General features: G+C 76.5%; 14 protein-coding genes. 8 read left to right on the forward strand and 6 right to left on the reverse strand.

Features of this window, described 5'->3' with window-relative positions; all coding sequences use genetic code 11:
- Positions 1 to 107 precede the first annotated feature (107 nt).
- Complete coding sequence (locus ACI8AD_RS23785; RefSeq protein WP_456873002.1) at positions 108 to 1,337, reverse strand: saccharopine dehydrogenase family protein; 1,230 nt, start codon at positions 1,335 to 1,337, stop codon at positions 108 to 110.
- Between the two features lie 37 nt (positions 1,338 to 1,374).
- Positions 1,375 to 2,082, reverse strand: coding sequence for a trimeric intracellular cation channel family protein (locus ACI8AD_RS23790; protein ID WP_456873003.1), 708 nt, complete (start codon positions 2,080 to 2,082; stop codon positions 1,375 to 1,377).
- Positions 2,083 to 2,185: 103 nt separating this feature from the next.
- On the opposite strand from ACI8AD_RS23790, the gene ACI8AD_RS23795 reads away from it, so the two are divergent.
- Together ACI8AD_RS23795 and ACI8AD_RS23800 are read left to right on the forward strand one after the other, a co-directional pair.
- Positions 2,186 to 4,183 carry a putative bifunctional diguanylate cyclase/phosphodiesterase gene (locus ACI8AD_RS23795; protein ID WP_456873004.1) on the forward strand — a complete coding sequence of 666 codons (1,998 nt, stop codon included), beginning with the start codon at positions 2,186 to 2,188 and terminating at the stop codon, positions 4,181 to 4,183.
- A complete protein-coding gene (locus tag ACI8AD_RS23800) occupies positions 4,180 to 5,091 on the forward strand; it encodes an ABC transporter substrate-binding protein (RefSeq protein ID WP_456873005.1) in 912 nt (303 codons plus the stop codon). Before ACI8AD_RS23795 ends, ACI8AD_RS23800 begins: the two co-directional genes overlap by 4 nt.
- Positions 5,092 to 5,118: 27 nt before the next feature.
- On the opposite strand, the gene ACI8AD_RS23805 is transcribed toward ACI8AD_RS23800, so the two are convergent.
- Positions 5,119 to 5,709 (reverse strand): amidohydrolase family protein, encoded by a 591-nt coding sequence (locus ACI8AD_RS23805; protein WP_456873006.1) that lies wholly within the window; start codon positions 5,707 to 5,709, stop codon positions 5,119 to 5,121.
- A complete protein-coding gene (locus ACI8AD_RS23810) occupies positions 5,643 to 6,236 on the reverse strand; it encodes a hypothetical protein (RefSeq protein WP_456873007.1) in 594 nt (197 codons plus the stop codon). Before ACI8AD_RS23810 ends, ACI8AD_RS23805 begins: the two co-directional genes overlap by 67 nt.
- A gap of 124 nt (positions 6,237 to 6,360) precedes the next feature.
- Here ACI8AD_RS23810 and ACI8AD_RS23815 point away from each other — a divergent pair, with 124 nt between their 5' ends.
- The 6 genes from ACI8AD_RS23815 (at position 6,361) to ACI8AD_RS23840 (ending at position 12,684) form a co-directional block, all read left to right on the forward strand.
- Positions 6,361 to 7,881, forward strand: a complete 1,521-nt coding sequence (locus tag ACI8AD_RS23815; protein WP_456873008.1) for an ABC transporter substrate-binding protein — start codon at positions 6,361 to 6,363, stop codon at positions 7,879 to 7,881.
- An 8-nt stretch (positions 7,882 to 7,889) separates the two neighbouring features.
- A complete protein-coding gene (locus ACI8AD_RS23820) occupies positions 7,890 to 8,822 on the forward strand; it encodes an ABC transporter permease (protein WP_456873015.1) in 933 nt (310 codons plus the stop codon).
- Entirely contained in the window at positions 8,819 to 9,757 is a 939-nt protein-coding gene (locus tag ACI8AD_RS23825) for an ABC transporter permease (RefSeq protein WP_456873009.1), read from the forward strand. The genes ACI8AD_RS23820 and ACI8AD_RS23825 overlap by 4 nt, the downstream gene beginning before the upstream one ends.
- On the forward strand, positions 9,754 to 10,773 hold the full coding sequence (locus tag ACI8AD_RS23830) for an ABC transporter ATP-binding protein (protein ID WP_456873010.1): 1,020 nt from the start codon (positions 9,754 to 9,756) through the stop codon (positions 10,771 to 10,773). Before ACI8AD_RS23825 ends, ACI8AD_RS23830 begins: the two co-directional genes overlap by 4 nt.
- Positions 10,770 to 11,834 (forward strand): ABC transporter ATP-binding protein, encoded by a 1,065-nt coding sequence (locus ACI8AD_RS23835; protein WP_456873011.1) that lies wholly within the window; start codon positions 10,770 to 10,772, stop codon positions 11,832 to 11,834. Before ACI8AD_RS23830 ends, ACI8AD_RS23835 begins: the two co-directional genes overlap by 4 nt.
- A 166-nt stretch (positions 11,835 to 12,000) precedes the next feature.
- On the forward strand, positions 12,001 to 12,684 hold the full coding sequence (locus tag ACI8AD_RS23840; RefSeq protein WP_456873012.1) for an MIP/aquaporin family protein: 684 nt from the start codon (positions 12,001 to 12,003) through the stop codon (positions 12,682 to 12,684).
- Between the two features lie 39 nt (positions 12,685 to 12,723).
- Here ACI8AD_RS23840 and ACI8AD_RS23845 read toward each other — a convergent pair whose 3' ends face one another.
- Together ACI8AD_RS23845 and ACI8AD_RS23850 are read right to left on the reverse strand one after the other, a co-directional pair.
- Positions 12,724 to 14,622 carry a helicase-related protein gene (locus ACI8AD_RS23845; protein WP_456873013.1) on the reverse strand — a complete coding sequence of 633 codons (1,899 nt, stop codon included), beginning with the start codon at positions 14,620 to 14,622 and terminating at the stop codon, positions 12,724 to 12,726.
- 52 nt (positions 14,623 to 14,674) lie between these two features.
- Positions 14,675 to 14,863, reverse strand: a 189-nt coding sequence (locus ACI8AD_RS23850) for a hypothetical protein (RefSeq protein ID WP_456873014.1), incomplete at its 5' end; no start/stop codon positions are given.

The raw sequence follows: 14,863 nt of genomic DNA on the forward strand, positions 1-14,863 counted from the left end.
CCCGCGCCCCCCCCCCCCCCCCCCCCCCCCCCCCCCCCCCCCCCCCCCCCCCCCCCCCCCCCCCCCCCCCCCCACCCCCCCCCCCCCCCCCCCGGGTTCGGTTCACGTCAGAGAGCGGTGACCTCGTAGGTGTGCCCGGCCGCGCGCAGCCGCTCGACCAGCACGCCGCCGAGCGCGGTCGCGGGAGTGAGCGACCCGGCCCGGTCGGGCAGCCGGTCGCCGTCGAGGGCCAGGCCGAGCGCGACCTGCCCGAGCATGACCGACGTCGCCGCGTAGCCCGGGTCGCCCTTCCCCGACACGGTGGCGCGGTAGTGCCGGCCGCCCTCGGTGTCGGCGTCGACGACCATGCGGAACCAGCCCTTCTCCCGCACCGACTCCGACGGGCCGGTGCCCGGGGCGGGCAGCAGCCGGTCGACCAGCAGGCGCGTGGGCGGGAAGGCCAGCGCGCCCACGGCGGCGGCCAGGCCGGTGGTGATCCCCGCGGCGGTGACCGCCCCGGTGAGGCCGCGGCCGGCGCTCATCGACTCCCCGTAGCGCAGACCACGGCCGTAGGCCCACTCCTGCAGCGCGTTGCTGCGCCGCACGATCCGGGTGTTGAACGACGCCATGACGAACGGCGCGGTCCAGCGGCCGTCGGCGGCGAGCGCGGGCGGGGCCGCGTCCGGGGGCTGGCGGGTGGCGGGCTCGGCGGCGCGGTCGGGGGACAGCGAGTAGGGGTCGGCGAGCAGCCGGCGCACCGCCTTGTCGCGGGCGGCGTCCTCGATCATCCCGCGCACCGAGTCGACGGTGCCGCCGCTGAACCCGCCGCGCAGGCTGGCCACGAGACGGACGTCGGTGAGCCCGCCGGCGCCGTCCTCGCGGGCCCGCTCGGCCAGGAGGAACACCGCCAGGTCGGAGGGGATGGAGTCGTAGCCGGCCGCGTGCACCAGGCGGGCGCCGGTCTCCCGGGCGACGGCGTCGCAGCGGTCGATCGCGCGGCGGACGAACGCCACCTCGCCGGTGAGGTCGGCGTAGTGCGTGCCGGCCCGGGCGCAGGCCTCGACCACCGGCAGCCCGTGGCGCTGGTAGGGGCCGACCGTGGTGACCAGCACCCGGGTGCTCTCGGCCAGCCGGGTCATCGAGGCGGGGTCGGCGCTGTCGGCCTCCAGCAGCGGCCAGTCGCGGCCGGCGGCGGGCAGTTCGGCGGCGACCGCGGCCAGCCGCTCGCGGGACCGGCCGGCCAGCGCCACCCGCAGGTCGGGCGGCGCGGTCTCGGCCAAGTAGCCGGCGACCAGCCGGCCGACGTACCCGGTGGCACCGAAGAGGACGACGTCGTGCTCGCGCGAGGGTCCGGTCACCGCCCGATCCTGCCCCGGGAGGGGGCGACCCCGCCCGTCAGCCCCGTCCGCGCCGGTGGCGGGTGCGGCCGCTGCGGGCGAGCCGGGTGCGGGCGCGGCCGGGCAGGTCGACGGCGACCGGCGCCTCCCACCCGCGCCACACCGACAGCACCCGCAGCCCGGAGACCAGGGCGATGACCACCAGCGCGACGGGGATCGGGTCCAGCCCGAGCGGGCCGGCGAGCACGGTCAGCGCCGCGGCGCCGAGGAGCGCGGCGACGGCGTTGTAGGGGCCGGGCTGCACGATGTCGGCGCGCTGGGCGAGCAGCACGTCGCGGATCACCGCCCCGCCGACGGCGGTCAGCGTCCCGATGAAGACCACCGAGGCGCTGGGCAGCCCGGCGAGCTGGGCCTTCTGGGCGCCGATCACGGTGAACAGGCCGAGGGTGAGCGCGTCGAGCACCACCAGCAGCGCGGTGAGCCGGGACAGCCAGCCGGAGAAGTAGAAGGTGACCATCGCGGTGATCGCCACGGCGGGCAGGTAACTGCGGTTCGTCAGCGCCACCGGCGGGCCCTGGGCGAGCAGCACGTCGCGGATGAGGCCGCCGCCCAGGCCGCCGCTCACGGCCAGCAGCAGCACGCCGGAGACGGCGAACCCCTCGCGCGCGGCGAGCAGCCCGCCGGTCAGCGCGCCGACCACGATCGCCGCGAGGTCGACGGCGGCCGGCACGTGCAGGGTCTCGGTGGCCGCGGCGAGGGTGCTCACGACCGACCATCCTCCCGCCCGGGCGAGGCCCGGTCCGGACGCTCCCCACCCCGACGGGTGAGCGGGGGTGGACCCGCGGCGGGTTCCGGCCGATCAGGTCTCCGTGATCCGGTCCCGAGTCGCCCAGGCGGTCGGCACCCGGCTGTTCGCCGCCTACGCCGCGGCCAGCCTGGTGCCCGTCGTCCTGCTGGGTGCCGGGCTCGCGGCGGGCATCCGGCAGGACGCCGTCGACCGCGCGCTCGAGTACGGCCACGCCCAGGCCGCCGTCGTCGAGGAGATGGCCATCGCCCCGGCCCTGCGCGGGCGGGACCTCGCCGCCGGCGTGAGCGGCGCGGAGCTGCTGCGGCTGCAGACGGCCACCGACCTGGCCGTCTTCCGCGGCTCGATCCTGCGGCTGCGGCTGCGCGACTTCTCCGGCGCGGTGGTCTTCGCCGACGACGGCGCCACGGGCCCGGAGACCGCGCTGCCCGACTACCCCGCCGGCGAGGGCGTCGTCCCGGCCGGCAGCACCGCCTTCGCCACGGCCGCGACCGGCGGCACCGACGTCGCCCTGCTCGACGGCGAGGGCATGGCCGTCGGGCGGATGATCCGCGTGCTGCAGCCGATCGTGGCCGACTCCTCCGGCCGCTCGGTCGGCGTCCTGGAGCTGCTGCTGCCCTACGACACCGTCGCCGCGCAGGTCGAGGCGGCCACCACCCGCACCTACTGGCGCCTGGGCGCCGGCCTCGCCGCGCTCTACGTCGTGCTCGCCGGGATCTCCTGGTCGACCACGCGCCGGCTGCGCCGCCAGGCCGCGCAGGCCGAGCACGACGCCCTGCACGACCCACTGACCGGGCTGGCCAACCGCGAGCTGTTCGCCCGCCGGGTCGCCGCCGAGATCGGCCGCGGCACGCCCGGCGCCGTCGTCCTCGTCGACCTCGACCGGTTCAAGGAGGTCAACGACACCCTCGGCCACCACGCCGGGGACCAGCTGCTGGTCGAGGTCGGCCGCCGGCTGACCGCCACCGTGCGCTCGGGGGACACCGTGGCCCGCCTCGGCGGCGACGAGTTCGGCCTGTTGCTGCCCGGCATGGACTGCGCCGCCGACGCCCGCGAGCTGGTGCAGCGGGTGAGCGACGCGCTGTCGGTCGAGACCGTCGTCGAGGACGTGCCGCTCACCGTCGAGGCCAGCTGCGGCATCGCCATGCACCCGGCCGACGCCACCGACGTCGAGACGCTGCTGACCTGCGCCGACGCCGCCATGTACCAGGGCAAGCGCGGCGCGACCGGGGTCGTCGTCTTCGACCCCCGCGCCACCGCCCCCTCGCCGCACTCGCCGGCCCTGCAGCACGACGTCCGCCGCGCCCTGGCCGACGGCGACCTGCGGCTGCACTACCAGCCGCAGGTGGACCTGGCCTCCGGGCGCACCGTCGGCGTCGAGGCGCTGCTGCGCTGGCAGCACCCGGTCCGCGGGCTGCTCGGTCCCGGTGACTTCCTGCCGGCCCTGGAGCAGTCCGGCGTCATGGGCGCGCTCACCGAGTGGGTGCTGCGGCAGGCGCTGGCCGACTGCGCCGCCTGGAGCGCCGTGGGCGAGGAGTGGACGGTGTCGGTCAACGTCTCGGTGCGCAACCTCGAGACGCCCGGGTTCGCCGCCACCGTCGCCCGGCTCGCCGCCGAGGCCGGGGTGCCGCCGGCGCGGCTGCACCTCGAGGTGACCGAGACCGCGCTGCCGGCCGACCTCGCCACCGCCTCGGCGTGCCTGGCCGAGCTGGCCGCGCACGGCTTCGGCGCCGCGCTCGACGACTTCGGCGTCGGCTTCGCCAGCCTGTCGCACCTGCGCTCGCTGGCGCTGACCGAGGTGAAGGTCGACCGCGCCTTCGTCACCGGCGTGGACGTCTCGGCCGAGGACGCCGCCGTCGTGCGGTCCCTCGTCGAGCTCGCGCACGGCCTGGGGCTGTCGGTCTGCGCGGAGGGCGTGGAGACGCCCGCCGTCGCGGCCTGGCTGCGGGCGGTCGGCTGCGACCGCGCCCAGGGCTGGTTGTTCTCCCGGCCGCGTCCGTGGCCGGAGCTCTCCCGCGCGGCCGCAGCGGTGTCCGCGCCCTCCGTGGAGGTCCTCGCGTGACCCGCACCCACCGTGCCCTCACCGGCACCGCCGTCCTCGCCGCCGTCCTGCTCGCCGCCGGCTGCGGCGCCGCGGCGGACCCGGCCGCACCCGACCCCGACGCCGCACCGGCGGTGAGCGTGGACCAGCGGCTGCACGCCGCGCTGCCCGAGGAGGTCCGCGACAGCGGCGTCCTCACCGTGGCCAACGACCCGTCCTACCCGCCGGCGTCGTCGTTCGGCCCCGACGGGCGCACGATCGTCGGCTTCGAGCCCGACCTCGGCGCCGCGCTCGGCGACCTGCTCGGCGTGGAGGTGCGGTTCGAGGCCTCCTCGTTCGACACCCTGCTCGACGACCTCGCCGAGGACCGTTTCGACCTGGTCATGAGCGCGGTCACCGACACCGCCGAGCGCGAGCAGCAGGCCGACTTCGTCAACTACTTCCGCGCCGGGTCCTCGATCGTCGTCACGCGGGGCAACCCGCACGGCATCCACGACCTGGCCGGGCTGTGCGGGCGCAGCGTCGCCGTCGAGGCCGGGACGGTGCAGGTCGGGCTGCTCGAGCGCGCGCAGTCCTCGTGCGCCGGGCGCATCGACGTCCACGAGCTGCCCACCAACGACGACGCCCTGCTCGAGCTGCGCACCGGCCGCGCCGACGCCGTCGTCGCCGACTACCCGCCGGCGGTGTTCGTGACCACCGACCCGCGGACGCAGAGCAGCTTCCAGCTGGTCTCCGACACGCAGTACGAGCCGGGGCTCTACGGCATCGCCGTCGCCACCGACCGGCCCGAGCTGCGCGACACGCTGACCCGGGCGCTGCAGCGGCTCGTCGACGACGGCGTCTACCAGCAGCTGCTCGACCGCTGGGAGGTCGGGCACGGCGCCGTCGACGCGGTGACGGTCAACGGCGGCCTGCCCCCGGCCGAGTGAGCCCGCCGGTCCCGCTCAGCGGAGCCGCTAGCCGGACGCCCAGACGGCGGTGACGGACCGGTCCGGTCCCAGCGCGACGACGTCGGCCGCGCACCCGGGGGCCAGCCGGCCGAGCCGGGGACCCAGGCCCAGCACACGGGCGGGCGTCGCGGTGAGCGCGGTGACGGCGGTGACCGGGTCGACGCCGGCGGCGAGGGCGGCGCGCAGTGCGGCGTCCTGGGTGAGCGTGGACCCGGCGAGCGTGCCGGTCCCGGTGAGCACCGCCCGGCCGGCGCGCACGGTGACCGCCCGTCCGCCGAGGCGGTACCCGCCGTCGGCACCCCCGGCGGCGGCCGTCGCGTCGGTGACCAGCGCGACCCGCCCCGGCGCGCCGGCCACGAGCAGCCGCGCGACGACGGGGTGCACGTGCACCCCGTCGAGCACCAGCTCGAGGGTGACCCGGGGGTCGGCCAGCGCCGCGCCGACCGGGCCGGGCTCGCGGTGGTGCAGGCCGGGCATGGCGTTGAGCGCGTGGGTGAGCAGCCGGGCGCCGGCGTCGAACGCGGCCGCCGTCAGCGCGGCGTCGGCCTCGGTGTGCCCCACGGCGACGACGACGCCCGCGGCCGTGAACGCGCGCACCGCCTCCAGCGCCCCGGGCAGCTCCGGCGCGATGGTGACCTGCCGCAGCGTGCCCCGGGCGGCGGCCAGCAGCCGGGCGACGTCGCCGGCGGTGGGGACCCGCAGGTGGCGGGGTCGTGGGCGCCGCAGCGGGCCGGTGCCAGGAAGGGCCCCTCCAGGTGGGCGCCGAGGACGGTCGGGTCCTCCTCGGCGAGGTCGGCGATGCCGGCCAGCGACGCCGCCAGCTCCTCGACCGGCGCGGCGACGAGGCTGACCACCGACCGGGTGGTGCCCGCGGCCCGGTGCGCGGCCAGGCCCCGCCGGATCGCGTCGGGGCCGTCGTCGAAGGAGGACCCGCCGCCCCCGTGCGCGTGCAGGTCGACGAACCCCGGGGTCAGCTCCGCGCCGGGCAGGTCGACGGTCTGCTCGGCCGGCGGGGGCGGCCCCGTGCCGGTGGCCGTGATCGTGTCGCCGTCGAGCAGCACCCACCCGTCCTCGGTGGCCCCGCCGGCGTCGAGCAGCCGGCCTCCGGCGAGCAGCGTGCGCACGGCACGGGGACTCCCCGCCCGGGAGGTCGACGGAACGTAACGATCGGGTTCTCGTTTGGCACGGCCGGAGCGACAGGGCCAGGGTCGGAGGCGGACGACACCGCCCCGACCCCCGGAGGTCCGCGTGCGTACGAACCGGTTCCTGCCCCTCGCCGCGGCCGCGGCCCTGGTCCTCTCCGCCTGCGGGGGAGGGGAGAGCGTCGACACCGGCGGGGGCGGCGGCGGGGAGAACGTGCTGGTCGCCGCGGTCAGCGCCCAGCCCGACCAGTTCGACCCGCACGCCACCAACGCCTACGCGAGCTTCCAGGTGCTGGAGAACGTCTACGACACCCTCGTCGTGCCGGACGCCGAGGACCTCACCATGCAGCCGAGCCTGGCCGAGTCGTGGACCACCAGCCCCGACGGGCTCAGCTGGACGTTCACCCTCCGCGACGGCGTCACGTTCCACGACGGCAGCGAGTTCGACTCCGCCGACGTCGTCTACAGCTACCGGCGGATCATCGACGAGGAGCTGGCCAACGCCTACCGCTTCGCCACCGTCGCCGACGTCACCGCCCCCGACCCGCGGACCGTCGTCCTCACGCTGACCCGGCCCACGCCCAACCTGCTCGAGCTCATCGGCTCGTTCAAGGGCATGGCGATCCTCCCGGAGAACGCCGCCGAGGACCTCGACCTGCAGACCGAGGCCAACGGCACCGGCCCCTTCGAGCTCGAGAGCTCCGACGCCAACGCCACCGTGCTCACCGCCTTCGCCGACCACTGGGGCGGCGCGCCCACCGTCGACGGCGTCGAGTTCCGCTACATCACCGAGCCCAGCGCGGCGCTCACCGCGCTCAGCAACGGCGAGGTGCAGTGGACCGACAACGTCCCGCCGCAGAACATCGAGTCCCTGCAGGACGACGACGCCGTCGAGATCGGCTCGGTGACCAGCGTCGAGTACTACTACCTGTCGATGAACTACCGGGTCCCGCCGTTCGACAACCGGGACGTGCGCCGGGCGATCGCCACCGCCGTCGACCGCGAGGAGGTCACCCAGGCCGCCCGCTTCGGCGCCGCGCAGCCCAACGAGACCGCCATCCCCCAGGGCAGCCCCTGGTACCTGGACTACGCGCCGTTCACCCCGGACCAGGAGGCCGCCCGGCAGCTGCTCGCGCAGGCCGGCGTGCAGACGCCGCTGACGATGGGCCTGATGGTCACCGACGAGATCCCCGAGACGGTGGCCGCCGCGCAGGTGATCGCCAGCCAGCTGCAGCCCATCGGCGTCGAGGTGGAGATCCAGGAGGAGGACCTGGCCACCTGGCTCGACCGCCAGTCGCAGGGGGACTTCGACGCCTTCCTGCTCAGCTGGATCGGCAACATCGACCCGGCGGACTTCTACGAGAACCAGCACCTGTCCACCGGCGGCAGCAACTACCAGGGCTACAACAACCCGCAGGTCGACACCCTGCTGACCCAGGCGGCCACCGAGCCCGACCAGGCCATCCGCAAGGACCTCTACGACCAGGCCGCGCGGATCATCGTCGACGACGTCAGCTACCTGTACCTCTACAACCCCGACGAGGTGCAGGCCTGGGCGGCCGGGCTGACCGGCTACCAGGTGCGGGCCGACGCGGCGATCAACTTCGAGACGGTGGAGCTGCCCTGACCGGGTACCTGCTCCGGCGCGCCGGCCAGGCCCTGGTGGTCCTGGCCGGCGTCAGCGTCCTGGTCTTCTCCCTCATCCACATGGTGCGCGGCGACCCCATCCGGCTGGCGCTGGGCACCCGGTACTCCCAGGAGACCTACGACGCCCTGCGGGAGCGCAGCGGCCTGGACCTCCCCCTGGTCGAGCAGTACCTCACCTGGGCCGGCCGGGCGGTGACCGGCGACCTGGGGGTGAGCTTCCGCAGCGGGGAGACGGTGACGGCGCTGATCGCCGAGCGGCTGCCCGCGACGCTGACGCTGGCCTTCGCCGCGCTGCTGGTGGCGCTGGTCATCGCGCTGCCGCTGGGGATGCTGTCGGCGCTGCACCCGCGCTCGCTCGTCGACCGGCTGGCCACCGTCGTCAGCCAGATCGGCATCTCGGTGCCGGACTTCTGGCTGTCGATCGTGCTCATCCTGGTCTTCGCCGGGACGCTGGGCTGGCTGCCCTCGGGCGGCTACGTCCCGCTCACCGAGGACCCGCTGGGCTGGCTGCAGCGCCTGGTCCTCCCCGCGATCGCCACCGGGGTGGTCTCCGGCTCGGTGCTCACCCGGTTCGTCCGGTCGAGCACGCTCGAGGCGCTGGGCGCCGACCACGTCCGCACCGCCCAGGCCAAGGGCGTGCCCACCCGCCAGGTGCTCACCTGGCACGTGCTGCGCAACGCGCTGCTGCCGCTGGTCACCGTCACCGGCGTGCAGCTGGCCTACCTGCTGTCCGGCGTCGTCGTGGTGGAGATCGTCTTCTCCTGGCCGGGGCTCGGGCAGCTGGCCTACCAGGCCGTGCGCGACCGCGACTTCCCGGTCCTGCAGGGCGCGGTGCTGCTGTTCGCCCTGGTGTTCCTGGTGATCAACCTGCTGGTGGACCTGCTCTACGGCCGGATCGACCCGAGGATCTCCCGCTCATGACCCAGCTCCCCACGCCGGGCGCCACCCCCGCCCAGCCCCCGCCGTCCGAGCCGATCCCCGCGGCGGCCCCGCCGCGGCCGCGCTGGCGGGAGACCCTCGGCCTGCTCGCGCGCAACCCGACCGCCGCCGTCTCCGCCGTCGTGCTGCTGCTGATCGTGCTGGTCGCGGTCTTCGACGAGACGCTGGCGCCCGACGGGCCCAACGACCAGGACCCGAGCCGGCAGCTGCAGCCGCCGAGCTGGGCGCACCCGTTCGGCACCGACGAGTTCGGCCGCGACGTGTTCAGCCGGGTGATCCTGGGCGCGGCGACGTCGCTGCGGGTGGGCTTCCTCTCCGTCGCCTTCGCCCTCGTCGTGGGCACCCTCATCGGCCTGCTGGCCGGCTTCTACGGCCGGTGGGTCGACGACACGCTCATGCGGCTGATGGACGTGCTGTTCGCCTTCCCCGCGGTGCTGCTGGCCATCGCCATCGTGGCCATCCGCGGTGCCGGGCCGGCCAACGCGATCCTGGCCATCGGCATCGTCTACGTGCCGATCTTCGCCCGCGTCACCCGCGCCAGCGTGCTCGGCGTGCGCGAGGAGGTCTACGTGCGGGCCTCGCGGTCGGTGGGTGCCTCGGACTGGCGGCTGGTCACCCGGCACGTGCTGCCCAACGCCGCCCCGCCGATCATCGTGCAGACCTCGATCAGCCTGGCCTTCGCCGTGCTGGCCGAGGCGGCGCTGTCCTTCCTCGGCCTGGGCCCGCGCCGGCCCGAGCCGTCGTGGGGGCTGATGCTCGCCGACGGCCGCGGCTTCATCGAGCAGGCCTGGTGGTACACCGTCTTCCCCGGCCTGGCGATCGTGGTCACGGTGCTGTGCTTCAACCTGCTCGGCGACGGCCTGCGCGACGTCCTCGACCCCCGCCAGCGCACGCTGATGGCCGGGGGCGGCCGGTGAGCGCCCTGCCCGAACCCACCGTCGACCCGGTCCTGGAGGTCGAGGACCTGCGGGTGCGGCTGCGCACCCCGCGGGGGACGGCGCACGTGGTCAACGGGCTGGGGTACTCGGTCGGCCCCGGCGAGACCGTCGCCGTCGTGGGGGAGTCCGGCAGCGGCAAGAGCGTCTCGGTGCTGGCGCTGCTGGGCCTGCTGCCCCCGCGGACGGCGACGGTGAGCGGTCGCGCGCTGCTGCACGGCGAGGACCTGCTGACCATGTCCCCCGAGCGGCTGCGGCAGGTCCGCGGCCCCGGCGTCGGCATGGTCTTCCAGGACCCGATGACCTCGCTCAACCCGGTGCTGACCGTGGGCCGCCAGCTCGGCGAGGGGCTGCGGGCGCACGGCCGGGTGTCCCGGGCCGCGGCGCGGGCGCGGGCGGTGGAGCTGCTCGGCGAGGTGGGCCTGCCCGACCCCGGCCGGGCGGTGGACCGGTTCCCCCACGAGCTCTCCGGCGGCATGCGGCAGCGGGTGGTCATCGCGATCGCGCTGGCCAACTCCCCGTCGCTGCTCATCGCAGACGAGGCCACCACCGCCCTCGACGTCACCGTGCAGGCGCAGATCCTCGACCTGGTCGAGCGGCTGCAGACCGAGCACGGCACCGGCGTCGTCTGGATCACCCACGACCTCGGCGTCGTCGCCGGCACCGCCGACCGGGTGCTGGTCATGTACGGCGGGCGCTGCGTCGAGGACGGCACGGTCGACGACGTCCTCGAGCGGCCGGCGCACCCCTACACCCGCGGCCTGCTCGGCGCGCTGCCCGACCTCGCCGCCGACGACGGCGGCGACCTGGCCACGATCGCCGGCACCCCGCCGCCGCCCACGGACCTGCCGGCCGGGTGCGTGTTCTGGCCGCGGTGCCCGGTGCGGGGCGACGCCCGCTGCGAGACCGAGCAGCCGCCGCTGGCCCTCGTCGGTCCCGGCGGCCGCGGGCTGCCGCACCGGGCGGCCACCTGGTGCGCGGAGGGGAGCGCGTCGTGACGTCGGCCGAGCGGCAGGTGCTGGTCTCCGCGCGCGGGCTGGAGGTGCACTTCCCGATCCGCTCCGGAGGGCTGCTGCGCCGCAGCACCGGCCTGCTGCGCGCCGTCGACGGCGTCGACCTCGACGTGTACCGCGGCGAGACGCTGGGGCTGGTGGGGGAGTCCGGCTGCGGCAAGTCCACGCTCGGCAACGCGTTGCTGCGGCTGGTCCGGCCCACCGGCGGCACGGTCACCTTCGACGGCGCCGAGGTCACCGCGATGTCGCGGGCGCAGCTGCGCGACCTGCGCCGCCGCGCCGGCATGGTGTTCCAGGACCCCTTCGCCTCCCTCGACCCGCGGCGCACCGTGGCGCAGACGGTGGGCGAGCCGCTGGAGGTCCACGGCCTGCACCCCGGGCGGCAGGCGCGCGCCGCGCGGGTGCGCGAGCTGCTGGAGCTCGTCGGCCTCGACCCGGGCGTCGCCGCCCGGTACCCGCACGAGTTCTCCGGCGGTCAGCGGCAGCGGGTCGGCATCGCCCGGGCGCTCGCGGGGGAACCGGACTTCCTGGTGTGCGACGAGGCGATCGCGTCCCTCGACGTCAGCGTGCAGGCCCAGGTGCTCAACCTGCTGCGCCGGCTGCAGCGGCAGCTGGGGCTCACGCTGCTGTTCATCTCCCACGACCTGTCGGCGGTGCGACACGTGTCCGACCGGATCGCGGTCATGTACCTGGGCCGGGTGGTCGAGGTCGGGCCCGCGGCCGCCGTCGCCGCCGAACCGCAGATGCCCTACACCCGGGCGCTCCTGTCGGCAGTGCCGCTGCCGCACCCGCAGCTCGAGCGCTCGCGGCGGCGGATCGTGCTGCGCGGCGACGTCCCCTCGCCGTCGCGGGTGCCCAGCGGCTGCCGCTTCCGCACCCGCTGCCCCGACGTCTTCGAGCCCTGCCCCGACATCGACCCCGCGCTGCAGCCGGTCGGGTCCGCGCCCGGGCACGCGGCCGCCTGCCACCTGCACGGCGTCGTCGGGACGCCGGTGCAGCGGGAGCGGCCCGGCGAGCCGGTCGACGCCGGTGACCCCGCGCGCTGACCTGCGAGACGCGGTCGTCCGTTTGCCCGCGTGATCGTCCGGCTACCGCGCGCCGGGAGGCGGCGCAGGGCGTGCCGCGGGGGACGGGGATCGCGCGATGGCATCGAGCAGGACCGACCGAGGTGCCGTGGCCACCGGTCTCTACGGCAGCAGGATCGGGCCGAGGGTGGGGCGCACGGCTCTCACCGAGTTCGTCGGGACGGCGATCCTGGTGTTCGTCGGCACCAGCGTGGTGGTGGCCGGGCCCGCCACCGGCAGCAGCCTCTACGAGCTGCTGGGCGTGGTGCTCGCCTTCGGCCTGACCCTCACCGCGCTCGCCGCGGCCCTCGGGCACGTCTCGGGGTGCCACCTCAACCCCGCCGTGACCCTCGGCCTGGCGGTGACGGGACGCTTCCCGTGGCGGGCGGCCGGCGCCTACGTCGCCGCGCAGCTCGCCGGTGGCCTCGCCGGTGCGGCGGCCACGTGGGCGGTCTACGGCGCAGCCGCCCGCAGCGAGGCGGTGCTCGGCGCCACGACGCCACAGGAGGGGGTCTCGTCGGGGCAGGCGTTCCTGGCCGAGGCGCTGGTGACCTTCGTGCTGGTGCTGGTCGTCGTCTCGGTCGCCACCGACGACCGCGCCGAGTCCTCGATCGCGCCGGTGGCCGTGGGCTTCGCGCTGGCCGCCGCGGTCTTCGCCGCCGGGCCGCTCACCGGCGGGGCGGTGAACCCCGCGCGCGCCTTCGGGCCGAACGTGCTGGCCGGGCAGCTGTCGTCGCTGTGGATCTACCTGCTGGCGCCCGTCGTCGGCGGCGTCCTCGCGGCCCTGGTCTACGACCGCCTGCTGTCCCCGGGCGAACCCCCGGAGGCCTGAGCGCGCCGGGCGCGCTCAGGCCTCGGGAGGGGGACCGGGTCAGCCCCGGCCGCTGCGGGTGGGACGGCGGCCCTGCCGGGAGCCCGGGCGAGGGCCTCGCCGTCCGTCGTGCCGGGTGTCCCGGCCGCCGGCGCGGGGGTGGCCGTCGCGGGCCCGTCCGCGGGGTGCGCTGCACGGCCTACAGGTGGAGAACCACGGCGCGATGGCGGTGCCGCACTCGACGCAGGCGCTGGACCGGCTGACCGCGATGGCGTCGGGCAGCAGCTCGCTGATCGCCTCGGCGCACTCCTCCTCGACCCACGCGGCGTCGTCGCTGTCCAGGCCGGCCACGCCGGGGAACTGCCGCAGCAGCGTCTGGGCGTCCCGGGCGGCCGCGGCGGCCTGCTCGAAGTCCTCGACCCCGCCGTCGACCGGGACGTCGGGCAGCACCAGCTCGGGGCGGACCGGCAGGCCGACCGCGTGCCGCAGCGCGGCGCGGGCCAGCACCAGCCAGCGGGTGCGCCGCGGCGGGCTGTAGTCGATGGGCAGGTTCACCAGCCGCCAGACGGTGTGCAGGTCACCGGCGGCGCCGAGCGGGCCGCGCAGCAGCGGCAGCAGCGCCTGCACCCGCAGGACGAGCGGGCCGACGTCGTCGGGGGTCATGGCCTGGTCGCGGGTGGCGGCGCGGGCCCAGGCCTGCCAGCGCACCAGCGCCTCGGGCAGGTCGACGGCCTCGATCGCACCGAGGTCCTCGAGCTCGGGGCGCAGCCGCGGCCGGCGCTCGGGCAGGTCGCTGGCCCGGTCGCCGCGGGCGACCTCCGCGCCGACGACCACCAGCGCCGCCGAGGGTCGCAGCTTCGGCACGCCGGTCAGGACGCCGACGGTGCCGTGCCCGGTCAGGCCGTAGCGGCCGGCCCGCCCGGCGATCTGCGCGGTCTCCCAGGTGCGCAGCGGCCGAAGTTCGACGCCGTCGAACTTCGTCGTCTCGGCGAACAGCACGGTGGTGGCCGGGACGTTGATGCCGTGCCCGATGACGTCGGTGGTGACCAGGACGTCGAGCTCGCCGGTGACGAACCGGTCGATGACCTCCCGCCGGGTGGCCGGGGGCAGCGCGCCGTAGAGGACGCCGACCCGCCCCGGCCGGTGCCGGTCGAGCTCGGCGGCGACGGCGTAGACGGTCTTGCGGGAGAACGCCACGACGAGGGTCTGCGGGCGGACGCCGGTGGTGCGGATCGGCGCCCGCAGCACGTCGAGCCGGGACAGTCGCTGGTGGTGGACGACCTCGACGTCGCCGGCGTCGTCGACCAGCGGTGCCAGCAGCGGGTGGGCCTCGGCCGCCGCGATCAGGTGCATCTCGCGGTACTCGCCGGTCAGCAGCAGCCGCGCCCAGTGGTGCCCGCGGTCGGGGTCGGCGACCCAGTGCGACTCGTCGAGGACGAGCAGCTCGCCGCCCATGGGCGCCTTCTCCACCGTGCAGCAGACGATCGGCGCGGCGGGGTCGATCTCCTCCTCGCCGGTGGACAGGCCGACGGTGCCCTCGGGCAGCACCGCGGCGAGCTTGGCGTAGGCCTCGTGGGCGAGCTGGCGCAGCGGCGCGGCGTAGACGCCCGAGCCGGTGGCGGCCAGCGCCTGCAGCGACTCGTACGTCTTCCCGGAGTTGGTGGGGCCGAGGTGGAACACGACCCGCTGCGGCGGGGTGGTGCGGACGGGCAGTTCCGGCGCGGCGCCCTCCACCCACAGCTGCTGGGCGCGCCGCTCGGCGCGGGCGGCCTCGCGGTCGGCGTCCCGGGCGGCGGCGCGGTCGGCGCGGTCGACGGCCTGGTCCGCGGCGGGACGCTCGGCGACGGGGCGACGCGCGCGGCGGCGGACGGTGGACGGCGGGGGAGCGGTCTCGGGCAGGAGGGGTCCTCGGGTCGGTCGTGCGGAGGTCGGCGGCCGCCGCGGTCGGCCGCGGGGCAACTCCGGGTCAACACCGGGTGAGCCCGATCCATGCCCGGGCTTTCCCCGGCCCTCAGTCCTTGTCCTTGTCCTTGCCGTTCCCGTGGCCCCGGCCGTTGCCGTTCCCGTCGCCGGGGTCCTCGTCGCCGTCGTCCCCGGTCTCCTGCGGGGGCGGCGCCGGCGGCCGGCGGTGCGCGGGGCGGGGGGCGGGGGCCGGGGGCGGGGGGTGAGCCTGGGTCTCGCTCACCCAATGCCCGCGACC

This window comes from Geodermatophilus sp. SYSU D00766 (assembly GCF_054049915.1).

Coding starts and splice junctions, on each gene's coding strand:
- ACI8AD_RS23825 (WP_456873009.1), top strand. CDS start 8,819: ATGACCCAGCTCCCCACGCCGGGCGCCACCCCCGCCCAGCCCCCGCCG.